This window comes from Nitratireductor indicus C115 (assembly GCF_000300515.1).
Classification (GTDB): domain Bacteria; phylum Pseudomonadota; class Alphaproteobacteria; order Rhizobiales; family Rhizobiaceae; genus Nitratireductor; species Nitratireductor indicus.
On the sequence record NZ_AMSI01000036.1, the window covers coordinates 1 to 12,169 of the forward strand.

At 58.7% G+C, this 12,169-nt stretch carries 14 protein-coding genes; 6 read left to right on the forward strand and 8 right to left on the reverse strand.

What is annotated here, in order from left to right; all coding sequences use genetic code 11:
- Both NA8A_RS23635 and NA8A_RS23640 read left to right on the forward strand, forming a co-directional pair.
- Positions 1-312, forward strand: a 312-nt coding sequence (locus tag NA8A_RS23635) for a TraB/TrbI/VirB10 family type IV secretion system protein (protein WP_009452966.1), incomplete at its 5' end; no start/stop codon positions are given.
- The gene (locus NA8A_RS23640; protein WP_009452967.1) at positions 312-581 is read left to right on the forward strand and encodes a DUF2274 domain-containing protein; all 270 of its coding nucleotides are present in this window, start codon (positions 312-314) and stop codon (positions 579-581) included. The genes NA8A_RS23635 and NA8A_RS23640, both read left to right, overlap by 1 nt.
- Here NA8A_RS23640 and NA8A_RS23645 read toward each other — a convergent pair.
- The 8 genes from NA8A_RS23645 to NA8A_RS23680 form a co-directional block, all read right to left on the reverse strand.
- Complete coding sequence (locus NA8A_RS23645; RefSeq protein ID WP_240532849.1) at positions 575-1,474, reverse strand: LysR family transcriptional regulator; 900 nt, start codon at positions 1,472-1,474, stop codon at positions 575-577. The genes NA8A_RS23640 and NA8A_RS23645 overlap by 7 nt on opposite strands.
- 412 nt (positions 1,475-1,886) lie before the next feature.
- Entirely contained in the window at positions 1,887-2,573 is a 687-nt protein-coding gene (gene tlpA / locus NA8A_RS23650; protein ID WP_009452969.1) for a thiol:disulfide interchange protein TlpA, read from the reverse strand.
- Positions 2,574-2,624: 51 nt separating this feature from the next.
- Positions 2,625-3,242, reverse strand: coding sequence for an SCO family protein (locus tag NA8A_RS23655; RefSeq protein ID WP_009452970.1), 618 nt, complete (start codon positions 3,240-3,242; stop codon positions 2,625-2,627).
- Entirely contained in the window at positions 3,242-3,745 is a 504-nt protein-coding gene (locus tag NA8A_RS23660) for a copper chaperone PCu(A)C (RefSeq protein ID WP_009452971.1), read from the reverse strand. Before NA8A_RS23660 ends, NA8A_RS23655 begins: the two co-directional genes overlap by 1 nt.
- Positions 3,746-3,798: 53 nt before the next feature.
- On the reverse strand, positions 3,799-4,203 hold the full coding sequence (locus NA8A_RS23665) for a hypothetical protein (protein ID WP_143088045.1): 405 nt from the start codon (positions 4,201-4,203) through the stop codon (positions 3,799-3,801).
- Positions 4,204-4,413: 210 nt separating this feature from the next.
- Complete coding sequence (locus NA8A_RS23670) at positions 4,414-4,851, reverse strand: pseudoazurin (RefSeq protein ID WP_035029545.1); 438 nt, start codon at positions 4,849-4,851, stop codon at positions 4,414-4,416.
- Between the two features lie 40 nt (positions 4,852-4,891).
- Positions 4,892-5,560, reverse strand: a complete 669-nt coding sequence (locus tag NA8A_RS23675) for a class I SAM-dependent methyltransferase (protein WP_009452974.1) — start codon at positions 5,558-5,560, stop codon at positions 4,892-4,894.
- Between the two features lie 13 nt (positions 5,561-5,573).
- On the reverse strand, positions 5,574-7,823 hold the full coding sequence (locus NA8A_RS23680; protein ID WP_009452975.1) for a heavy metal translocating P-type ATPase: 2,250 nt from the start codon (positions 7,821-7,823) through the stop codon (positions 5,574-5,576).
- Positions 7,824-8,026: 203 nt separating this feature from the next.
- On the opposite strand from NA8A_RS23680, the gene NA8A_RS23685 reads away from it, so the two are divergent.
- From NA8A_RS23685 to NA8A_RS23700, 4 genes are all read left to right on the forward strand, one after another.
- On the forward strand, positions 8,027-8,947 hold the full coding sequence (locus tag NA8A_RS23685) for an endonuclease/exonuclease/phosphatase family protein (protein WP_205630954.1): 921 nt from the start codon (positions 8,027-8,029) through the stop codon (positions 8,945-8,947).
- Positions 8,948-9,376: 429 nt separating this feature from the next.
- The gene (locus NA8A_RS23690; RefSeq protein WP_009452977.1) at positions 9,377-10,528 is read left to right on the forward strand and encodes a cell wall hydrolase; all 1,152 of its coding nucleotides are present in this window, start codon (positions 9,377-9,379) and stop codon (positions 10,526-10,528) included.
- A gap of 4 nt (positions 10,529-10,532) precedes the next feature.
- Positions 10,533-11,153: a methyltransferase family protein gene (locus tag NA8A_RS23695; RefSeq protein WP_063608058.1), complete on the forward strand. Its 621-nt coding sequence runs from the start codon at positions 10,533-10,535 to the stop codon at positions 11,151-11,153.
- A 303-nt stretch (positions 11,154-11,456) separates the two neighbouring features.
- A complete protein-coding gene (locus NA8A_RS23700; protein ID WP_009452979.1) occupies positions 11,457-12,017 on the forward strand; it encodes a manganese efflux pump MntP in 561 nt (186 codons plus the stop codon).
- Positions 12,018-12,169: the final 152 nt, after the last annotated feature.

Sequence of the window (12,169 nt, forward strand, 5' to 3'; positions counted from 1 at the left end):
GAGCGCCAGCGCGGCGCCGATGCCTCGGGCTATGCGGGCCTGGAGGACGGGGTCGACTACCATTGGTGGGATCTGATGAAGGCGGCCGGCCTCTCCACGCTGCTCGCCGTCGGCGCAGAGTTGGTGACAAGCGACGAAGATCGGCTGGTCCGTGCGATCCGCGACGGTGCCCAGGACACGGTGAATCAGGCTGGCCAGCAGATCGTCCAACGCCAGTTGCAGGTCGCGCCGACCCTGACGATCCGGCCCGGTTTTCACGTCAGGGTCATCGTGGCGCGCGATTTGGTCCTCGAACCCTATGGAGCGCGTTGATGGCCAATCTCAAGCTCGGCCCACTGCCGAAGCTCGGTATCGTGCGAATGACGGTCCCGATGCCGGAACCGCTGAAGGAGGAACTCGACCTCTACGCCACCGAATACGGCCGCGAGTATGGGGAGGTCGACACCGCCACGCTGATCCCGCACATGCTCGAAGCCTTCCTGCGTTCTGATCGCGGCTGGCGTAGCCGCAAAGCCAAGCTCGCCGGCAAGGCCGCAACTGCCGGCGGCGCCAAACTGGCCCCTCCCGTAGCGGATCATTGATCGCGTTGTGAGCCCCGCCGAATTGCCAGATCGCGCGCGAAGCTCAGGAACCGGCGCAGCGCCGGATTGTCGCTCGACGGCGACCACACCGCGCTGAACGGCACGATGTCTTCACGCGCCGTCAGCGGACGCAGCATGAGATCTGGATAGGACATGCTGGTCCAGCCCTCCGAGACCAATGTTATCCCGTCGCCGATCGCCACCATGTGCATCAGGGTTTCTTCCGTGACATGGCGATAAGTCACATTCGGATAGGTGCTGTAGTCTGCGATACGGCGGACGATATAGTCATGCACCTCCGGCCCCGGCTCCATCGTCGAGACGATGAAACGCTCGTTGCGCAATTGCGACCAATCCAGCGCGTTACACCCGGCCAGCGGATGCGGCACTGCCATAGCAACATACACGCGCTCGCGCCACAATTCCTCGACGTCGCAGCCAGCGAACGGCGCGTAACCGGTGAAGAAAGCGACGTCGAGTTGCCGAGAACGGATCGCACGCAAATGATCGCGGCGGCCGCCATCCACAATGTCGAGATCTATGCCCGGATAGCATTGGCGATAGGCCGCGATCAATTCGCGCAGAAAGCCACCGCCGAGCGTGGTGATAATGCCGATCCTGACCGTGCCGTCCTCGACCCGGCCGGCCGCGCCGGCGCGCTGGAGCACCACTTCGGCCATTTGGAGAACGGGGATAATGTCGTCGAGAAACCGGCTGCCGGCGTCGGTCAGTCGGACGCCCGAGGTAGTTCGCTCGAACAGGGAAATGCCAAGATTGTCCTCGAAGTCGCGCACATGACGGCTGACGCTTGACACCTTCATCCCGAGCGCGCCGGCTGCACCCGAAAAACTCATCTGTTCAGCCGCTGCCAGCACATAGCGTAGTGCCCGCATGTCAAAAGGGAGCCCCTCGGCAGGCCAGCGTACGGGGCGTTCCCAGAGGGGCGCGTCCGATCCGTCCATAGCCGGTGGTTGTTCTTCGTCACCTTTGAAGATGCTGCCCCGCGTGAAGCGATCCTGTCCCCTCACATCGCATATCCGATACTCTGACGCGCGCTTTGGCAGAACCGACCAAACATTATCGATGCAGGTACGCCAATGCGAGGGCCTCGGAACTGTCCTAGGCAGCCTCTGTCAAGTTCTATTTGTAAAGTGTCGGACCCGTGATCACCTTGCGCAACCGCTTGTATCTCTGGGGCTTCTTCAATTGGAGAATCTGATCCCAATTCGTGCCACCACGCTGTCTATGTCATCTGATTTATTGAAGCCGAGAACGCCAAGCAGGCACACTCTGCGTTCATTCGCCCTACGACTCTCTATTGGCACCTCCGATCGCAGTCCTTATCAATGCCTTGGCATCGTCACTCGCCCATTCAGCTGGGCCGTTCATGTGTGCGAGAAGGCATCCCTCTTTACTGACGAGCAACGTAACTGGCAGTCCCAACGCCAGGCCCTGTCGCTTCAGGCTGTTGAATAAAACGAGCGTTGGTTCGCGATAAAAGCCAAGACTGTCGATTCCAATTTCCTTGAGAAACGCCTTCGGCTTGTCATCTCCGCCGGTATCGACATTCACAGCAATAACCTGGAACTTGTCGTCACCCATTTCAGCTTGAAGTTCGTTGAGCGCCGGCATTTCTTCACGACACGGCGCACACCACGTGGCCCATAGGTTGATCAGGAGTGTCTTTCCCGCCAGACTCCCTACGCTTAATGGCGCTCCGTCAGCGTCACTGAATGTCAAATCGCGCATAGCTAGGGGCTTCTCGGTCGCAAGCATTGCCGCGACTTCACCCTGTGAAGCACTCTTTATCGCTATCATCTGTTCGGATGAAACAGGGCAGCTATCCGGTAAGCCCGCCGTAGCGACGCTCCCTTGATCCTCGTCGGAGAACCCGCCGAAGATAATAACCCCTCCTATTCCAGCCAACATTCCCGCAAAAGTTGCAATAATGATCAGAAATCTGGTTGATTTATTGGTGTTTTCCAGTGTCAATTTCCGAATACTCCCGCACGTTCAGTTGTACTTCTCGAAAATGCTCAGAGATCATCCATCAACCCGTTCGCTTATCAGGCGCTTCAATTTTGCAAGCATCACACTTGCTTCCTCTTCATAGTCCATCGTTCCGAAGAACCTTCCGTCCGCATCCATCAGGATGACGCTGGCCGTGTGATCCATCGTATAATCACCCCCCTCCAACGGAACTTTCGCATGGTAGATTTTGTAGGCCTTCGCCACGGCATCGATCTGTTCGGCAGTGCCGGTAAGCCCAATGATGCGGTCATCGAAAGCCTCGAGATACTGCTTCATTTCCGCAGGCCCATCGCGCTCGGAATCTACCGAGACGAACACGAAATTGAGCTTGTCTGCTTCTGAGCCGAGTTGTTCCGCCAGAGTTGTCAGTTCGAACAGAGTGGTCGGACAGACGTCCGGGCAGTAGGTAAAGCCGAAGAAAACAGCACTCGGCTTACCGAGGAGGTCCTGCTCCGAGACGGTCTGCCCTTCAGTTCCGGTTAGCTGGAAAGGCCCGCCTACCGTAGCGACGCCCGTGCTTCGAGACTGAACACCTGATTGCCTGTTCTCGGCAATGATAGTGACGGCAACCAACGCCATCCCAACGGCGAGCACACCCGCTGAGAGCAATCCGACTGTACGCCCGCGCATCAATCTTCACCATCATGCGACAACGCAGAGCCGCCCTGATGATCCGATTGCGCCTGACCCAGGGCTCCTGCGACGAGCTCTACCTCTACCGAACCGGCCATCTCAAATTGAAGAGTGACCGGAACCATGTCGCCCTCCCTGATCGGCTCCGTCAGATCGATCAGCATGAGGTGATAGCCGCCTGGCGCGAGCTCAATCTTGTCGCCGCCAGCAATCGCCATCCCATCCGGCACCGGGCGCATCTTCATGATGCCGTCGGCCATTTCCATTTTATGGATCTCGACGCGAGATGCGGCAGGGGAACTGGCGCCGACAAGCCTGTCGTCGACTGTGCCGTTGTTGACCGCTTCAAAGTATCCGCCGCCAACTTTTGCTGCCGGTGAAGTTGCACGGGTCCAAGGATGATTGATGACGATGTCGCCTACGCTAAATTCGTGAGCGAACGCGGTGGAGGAATAGACAAGAGCAGCAGATGCCGCGAGGATACGGATAAAATTGCGCATTGGTTTCTCCATGCAACAGAAGAGGCGCAGTGACACGCCGGGTCGTTTTTCTGTCAGACGGAGAACGTGGGTGGCGCTCGCGCTCCAAGCGCTGGGATGAAGGGGATTTTCTGAGGAACACTCTTTTCGAGCGGCTGCATCCGCTCGCTACGCAAAGTCTGCGGTATCAGCGAGAGCAAATCCACCGACACCGGCTCCAACGTCGGCCCCGATGAAGCCGCTGCCTTACAAAAGGCTGCGCAACAGTCCTTTCCGAGAAACTCCAGGCCGCCCTCTGGGCTGTTATAATCTGTCCAGGATGGGGCGCAGATGATGAAGCCCGGATCGGACTCGCCGATCATCGTGATCGTCTTGGCGTAAGCGGAAGCGAGGCCCTGCAGCAAAAGGACGTAGGCAAGCAGGCCGACGGCAAGGCCAGTTATCCAACATCCATTTCTGATCCTGCGTGCAAGCTGCATGATTGAATCGCTAAAAGAATCGGGCGGCTTTGTCGATATGACAAGCCGCATTGAGCTTTCGGGTTATTCCACACATCAAACGATACGATAACAGGTGCAGAGAACCGCGGCTCTCATGTCTGCAGATCAGATCTGTCCTGCACCGGGATGGCAGCACCTCGCGTCTCCTAGGGCTGGCGCTACCATCCGGTTTTGGTCCGGCGTCCAAACTCAGGCGGCCGGAACGGCATCCAGAAGCTCGTCAAAGAGCTTCTTTGCTTTCGGCGGATGCTTGACAGCCCGAGCTTCTTCCATGTTACCTGGCGCGCCTACGGCAATAAGCATCACCATTCCCATGCCGTAGTGAGGCGTACATTTCACGCCGTAGACGCCTTCTTTCTCTATGGTGATGGTAATCTCTTCATTGAGTTTGCCCTTGAAGGGTTCCGCGCCTTCGGGCAGCATACCCTTAATGCTTTCGGCATTGTGGGACTTGTCGGTTGGAATGAACGTAACGGTATCGCCGATCGCTGCCGTAACGAAGTCCGGTTCATAGACCATCACGCCCTTCGTTCCCTTGTTCAGCATCTGGACCTCATGATTGGTTCCGGTCTGCGCGCGCGCAGGCAATACAGAGACGACTGTCAGTGCGGTCGAACCGGCGAGCATCTCGCGTCTTGTGAACATATCAAACTCCTTAATGTTGTTGTTACCGATGAACCGGTTCCCCTTCCTGACTCGTCATGGTCAGGTTATTTCGATATTCCGCCTGTCGTGCAGGCGAGGTCCGTTCAGCCGGCGTTCGCGTTCGCGAATGCGATATCCGGTAGACCGATGCGGGCGGCATGTTCCGGAACACGGTGCCGAGCAATACTGCGTCCAACCTGGCTCTATGAAGGATGGCGTCCGGGACCGGACACCGCATGCCATAGGTGAATTGAAACAGACTGCTGCCCGGCTCAAGCCTGAGCGCTACGCCCCGGATGATCCGATACACAGTCCGGGTTGGCATCGACAGAAGCGGGAGTCCGCTGATGATGGCATCATATCTGGCAGCCTTGCTGATCCCTGCCGCCGACAGCCGGGCAGCGCTGCCCCGGACGATCCGCGCACCGGGGAAGCGGTTGGTAAGAAGCTCTGCGAAGCTTTCATCCAGTTCGACCAGTGTCAGTTGCTCCTCGGCAAGTCCCCGCGCCAGAAGCGCACCGGTGAAGACGCCTGTTCCCGGGCCGAGCTCGAGAACTTGCCCGGTGGTGTGATCGACAGCCTTTGTCATCAACCGGGCCAGCGAAGCTCCTGAAGGCAGGACCGCACCCACCATCAGCGGGTTGGCGATCCACTGGCGAAGAAACGTCAGATGCTGCGGCGTCTGAACCACTACCGGGCGCTCCCTAGGTACGGATACCTCGCCATGCGAGAAGGCGCATCGCATTGGCGGTGACGAGAACGGTCGCGCCGGTATCGGCAAGGATCGCAGGCCAGAGCCCCGTAATCCCGAGAACGGTCGTTACGAGGAACACGGCTTTCAGCCCAAGCGAGATGACGATGTTCTGCCAGATGTTGTTCATCGTCAGCCGCGACAGGGAAACCATGTTCGCGACGTCCTTCACCCGGCCATGTAAGATCGCAGCATCCGCCGTTTCGAGCGCGACGTCGGTTCCACCGCCCATGGCAATGCCGATGTCGGCGGCGGCAAGCGCGGGCGCATCGTTGATGCCGTCGCCGACCTTCGCCACGAAGCGGCCTTCCTGCCGCATTTCTCCGATCATCCTCTGCTTGTCCTGCGGCATCAGCTCGGCGCGGGCTTCCATTCCGAGCGAAGCGGCGATGGCTTTCGCGGTGCGGGTGTTGTCACCCGTGAGCATAATCGCGTCCGCTCCCAGTTCGCGAAGAAGCGCGATGCCCTCCTTTGCGTCCTCGCGCGATTCGTCACGCATGGCGACCAGACCGGCGATTTCCTTGCCGGCAAGAAGCACTGAAACCGTCTTGCCTTCATCGTTGAGCGCAGCGATGCGGGCGGAAAGCGTCTCGTCGATCTGAACCTCTTCCCCAGCAGCGCGCGGTGACGCGAGAAACAGCTTCACACCGTCGAGCGTTCCGACCACACCTTTGCCGCCGACCGCGCCAGCCTCGGACGCGGCCGTCAGGGGAACGCCCTCGCTTTCCGCCCTCGCAAGAATCGCCACGGCAAGCGGATGGCTGGAGCCGACTTCGAGAGCGGCAGCGAGGCGCAACGTCTCGCGTTCGTCTCGCGCGACACCAACGATGTCAGTTACCTTCGGCTTGCCTTCCGTAAGGGTTCCCGTCTTGTCGAAGGCGACGCGGTTCACCTTGCCGAGATTTTCCAACACCGAACCGCCCTTCATCAGCAAACCGCGTCGCGCGCCCGCCGAGAGGGCGGCGGCGATTGCCGCTGGCGTCGAGATGACCAGCGCGCACGGGCAACCGATCAGCAGGACGGCAAGGCCGCGATAGATCCACGTGCCCCATTCCGCGCCCGCCACCAACGGCGGAATGATCGCAATCAGCGCAGCCACCACCATCACGCCGGGCGTGTAGTACTTGGAGAAGCGGTCGATGAAGCGCTCGGTTGGGGCCTTGGTCTCCTGAGCTTCCTCGACGAGAGTAATGATCCGCGCAATCGTATTGTCGGCGGCAGCAGCCGTCACCCTCACCCGAAGCACACCTTCCTGGTTGACGGTGCCGGCGAATACGTTGTCGCCCTCTTCCTTGCGTTTGGGCACCGACTCGCCCGTCACCGGCGCTTCGTCGACAGCGCTCTCACCTGACAACACCACACCGTCTGCCGGCACACGATCACCGGGACGCACCATCACGATAGCGTCGACCGCTAGGCTCTCGGCCGGGACGGTCTTCGTCGTCCCGTCTAACTCCAGCAGCGCCGTCTTGGGCATCAATGTCGCGAGAGCACGAATGGATGCTCTCGCGCGCCCGGTTGCAATGCCTTCGAGAAGTTCGCCCACGAGGAACAGGAAAACGACGACCGCCGCCTCCTCGGAAGCATTGATGATCACTGCGCCGACCGCAGCTACCGTCATCAACGTCTCAATGGTGAACGGGCTGCCGTTCATTGCTCCGAAGATGGCCCGGCGAGCGATGGGGATGAGCCCAACGGCCATGGCGACGATGAAGCCCCAAGGCTGCGTCTGGGGATATATCTGTGCAAGGCCGAAAGCGATCGCCAGTGCGGCACCGCACAGTATGGTGAGTCGCGCCTTAGAGGTTTTCCACCACGGCCCGTCGGAAGGTCCGTGGTCGTGCCCATGCAGGCCCGCCAAGGTATCCGTTTGGCCGGTCCTCTCGCTCGAATGATTGCGGGGTCCCTCAGCATGACCGTGGTTGCAACCGGGACCGTGACGATGGCCTGCGCCTTCATCTGCGACAGGAACATCTTTTGCTGCAATCGGGGTCGTCTTGTAGCCGAGGCTGCCAACCTTTTTGGCGAGTGCATCGATGTCAACGCGTTCGCCATGGGTAACGGTCATTGTCCCGGCGACAACCGAAACCTTGACGTCTGCGACGTTGTCGAGACGACGTACCGCAGTGTCGATCTTGGTGGCGCAGCTTGCGCAATCCATGCCTTCGACCCGGAAGCGGGTCTGGCGTCCATCAGCACTCATGGCCGGCCTCCTGTCATACAGGAGCAAAGCTATAAAACCTCAGGTGGCTAGAGGGTCAAGCACGATTATAGATTTGGTGTGGCTTGTTGACTTTTCCGGGCAGGTCCGTGAACTGGCAGACAATTTTATGAAAGCGCGGTGTCGTGTTGTCTTTTCCTCGCCGTCGACATCTGGCCAACTTTACCGTTCCATTGATCACCATCGTGCAGCTTTTCTATATTGCGGCCCAGTTCGGTTCGCACCTTCTTGCCCGCGACTTGTGGGCAGCCGACATGGCGAACTTCATTCGCCCGCACCTTCTCGCTGCTGGAATAGCGCTGTTTGCAATCAGTCTCGTGCCGCGATCCCGGCTTACGCGAGCCGGCGCTGTGATCTCACTTTTAACGGCCATTCTTCCATTCGTCTTCCTGCCTACCCCTGCCACCGGAGGCGGTGGCAGCCAGTTCACGATTATTTCGGCCAATGTCCTCTCGGACAATCGCGATCCCCGGCCCTTTCTCTCCATCCCGGAAGTCGCTTCAAGTGATATCGTCGTGCTACAGGAAATGCGCCCCGTCTGGCAGGATGCACTGGTCAAAAGCGGATTGTGGCGCTTTGAAAGCAGCCGGGATCTGCGGGCTAACACTGACATGAAGGTGTTCAGCCGCTTTCCGATCATCAGCGAACAGGTCGTTTCCCAAGCAAGCCGCGACACGGGAGGCCGGCACCCTCTCAGGCTCGAGCTCCTGATCGAAGACAGGCAGGTCATTCTCTATGCTGTTCACGCCCAGACACCACGGAGACCATCGATGTGGCGAGAGCGAGCAGCGTATTATCGCGATCTGACACAAGCGCTTCTGCAGGAAGATGGCGATGCAGCCGTGGTCATCGCGGGAGACTGGAATATGCCGCCTTGGTCGCCCTTCTTTCAGGACTTTCTTGCAGAAACTGGCTACCGAACTACGGAATCGGCGTGGTGGCCGTCACCCACGCGATTCAGCACCCGCTTCGGCAACATGCCTACCCTGGGCACGCCGATCGACAGGATCGTCATCTCGCCGAATATGGGGCTTACCAGCCTAGGTCTCGGACCGCGCTTTCAATCCAACCATCTTCCGGTTATCGCGCGTCTTTCCCTGCCTTGAAGGATACGTTTGCCTCCGATCAGATGCTCGAAAAGCCACGTCATGCGACCAACCCCGAGGTCGCCGCAGCAGAACGACGTAGTGTCTTGGCGATCGCGACCAGCGTAAGAAAACTCCAGAAGGGTCCCCTCAGCACACCGGCCGCCACCGTCAATTGGGCAGCGAACAACGTCGGCAATCTTCCGGGTTTGTCGAGCGCCGGAGCAGCCGGCCGGAAGGCGTCTGCGCCCTTGAATAGCCAAGACCGGACACGAACCAGAGCAAGACCAGACAGCCAAAACCCGGAAGCGTGGACAAGCGACATGAGGTTCAATGGGAGCCTGGATAAGCCTGCCGTGACATTGCGACGCGCAGTCGCAGTAGTGTTAACTTTCCATCAAGGTTAACAATCGATTCTCCTTCTGCGTGGGGCATCCGGAGAATGAGATATTGCGGTCCAAACCGAAAGCCACTTTCGAGCGACAATCATCGAACGGCCATCGGCGTGTGCTTGCGATTCTCGGCGCAAGTTGGTTCGTGTTCGGCTTCGCATCGCCCACGGGGATCCAGGGCACCAAATCCGAGTTGGGAATCGCTCCCGGGCCGGATCTCTGGGCGGTATATGTCGAGCAGGCCGACACCTGCTCTCATCTGAAGGAGCTCCGGCTGCCCAGTGCCGCTATTCCTGGTGATGACGAAAACCTGGATCTGGTGCTCGGTGGTCAACGGGTCAATTTGCGGGCAGATCGAGAGGTTTCTTCCACGTCCCAACGGGTGGTTGAAGAAGCGAAGAAACCACGTCTGGTCAGCGTAGCGTATCGGAAAAACCTGGAGACCCCTGTTGGAGAGCAGGCGTTGACTTCGCGGCTGCTTTCGTCGGGGACCGACGCGTCATACTTTCTGCGGGGTTTTTCAAAACAGGCAGATCCTGAAATGGTAGCGGGCCTGTCTACGTTTCATAACCCAGCAGACGACCGTCTGGCCGGTGTGCCGGAGGCGCTTGCCGACCTGGTCAACAACGATGGCGCCGACATCCTGGCCACGGCCTACGCCCCAAAGGACGAATTCCATGCGTCTTCCAATGCCTTCGCGGCTTTACTCGGCGCCGACGAGACAGCCGGTCGCTTCGTTCCGCCCACGATCGAAGGTGACCACGATTGGATGAAGCAGCCTCTACCGGGATCCGTCTTCTCGACAGCCGAGCAGAAGTGCCTTGCTACCGCGATTTATTTCGAGGCTCGGGGCGAGGAGGTGAGGGGGCAAGCCGCGGTCGCGCAAGTCATTCTCAATCGGGTGCGCAATCCTGCATATCCAGCAAACGTCTGTGACGTAGTTTATCAAAATGACAACTGGATCAACAAATGCCAGTTTTCCTTTGCCTGCGACGGCGTTCCGGATGTCATTACAGATCGACGCGCGTATCGTCTGGCAAAGGACGTGGCCATGGCAGTTACCGGCGGGAAGATATTCTTACCCGAAGTGGCGTCATCGACCCATTACAACGCCACCTACGTCAGCCCGCGTTGGGCTCGCTCCATGGAGCGTATGACCCAGATCGGTTCACATATTTTTTACCGCACATTCGGCGGGGGGTGGAGTTAGATCATTGTTAGGGACAATTGGTACGAAATCCCCAGTCGAGCGCAAGAGGATTTTTGTAACGTGGCTGGTGGCACCAGCCTGGCTGGCGATGCTGATCGCAACGCAGCCGGAAGGCTTTGAAACGCTGGGCTACAGCCTGATTGAGTTTCTCGGATTCTTCCTGGTGTTTGCTGCCGTTCTCGGAAGGCTCTGGTGCACTCTATATATCGGAGGCCGGAAGGATCTGGATCTCTGCCAAAGCGGTCCGTATTCCCTTACCCGCAATCCTCTCTATTTCTTCTCCTTTCTCGGTCTCGTCGGCGTCTGCCTTGCGGCTCAAAACATTGTCTTGATGATCATAAGTGCGGTCGCATTCCTGGTTTACTATCGACCGGTAATCAGGAATGAGGAAAAGCGGCTGCTGTCCCTCTTTGGGCCGGACTACATGCTATACATGGCGAGAGTTCCTCGCTTCTTTCCTCGCCTCGATTTGCCGGAAAGCGAAGACACCGTCGTTGTCCACTCTCGGGCATTTGTACGGTCGTTGACGGAAGTCATGTGGTTCCTTGTCGCCATCGTCGGAATTGAAGTTCTTGAAGAACTGCGCCAAGCGGCGGTTATCTCTGGCTGGCAACTCCCATTGTAGGCTGACCCGCTCCATGTAGTGCTGCGTCGACGGCGCCACGCTTCACGCTAAGCCCCGCCAGATGCAAATGAGTATCAATTGCCCATCTAGCTGAATTAATTTGACTTTTTGGATCCGTGTTCCTATCTCCCGGCCAATCAGGGAGTAGTCACCGCGCCCGCGCGGGACCGTGTCGACAGGCTTGCACACATGCGCATGGCGCGGTCAGCCGATTTAACGGCCCGACGAGACTGTGGCGCCACTGTTCCTATGCGGACGAGCAGGGGTTGGCGCCCGGTAGATGTCCGTCGGGATCACTCTCCAATGTCGCCCTTCACCATTGCCGTACTCGCCCTGAGTATGTCCATCGATGCCTTTGCAGTCTCTATCGGACGAGGGGCCGCCATCGGCTCGCCGCCCCTGAGAGATGCGTTACGAACAGGTTTGATCTTCGGCATTGTCGAGGCGACAACGCCCATTCTCGGTTGGATCGCCGGCGTTGCAGCCAGCCGCTTTGTCCAGGCTGTCGATCATTGGATCGCCTTCGCCCTCCTCGCGGGCGTCGGCATTCATATGCTCTACGCGGCAATCTGGGGCTCTACGGATAACCCGTCCAAGGGAAGATCGCTCACCGCCCTGATGGCGACGGCGGTAGGAACCAGCATCGACGCCATGGCGGTGGGTATCTCTCTCGCGTTTCTTCAGGTCAACATCGTCATCGTCGCGGTAGCAATAGGGTTTGCCACCTTCGTGATGTCCTCGGGCGGCATGCTTGTCGGGAGGCTGATAGGCCATCGCCTCGGCAAGCTAGCCGAACTGATTGCAGGTCTTGCACTTTGCGGCTTGGGGACGATGATCCTGCTCGACCACCTGTCACCAATGTGAAAAGACGCTTGAGATCGTGGCCGCGCAACAGTTTTGCGGCGTCGCTTTCCAAAGGGAGCTGCGACATTTGAACACTTGAACCTCAACCTGCTCGAGGTCCTACCTTTCCGTTAGCGGGTGCATTGGTTTACTCAAATAGGTTGGATATCGCG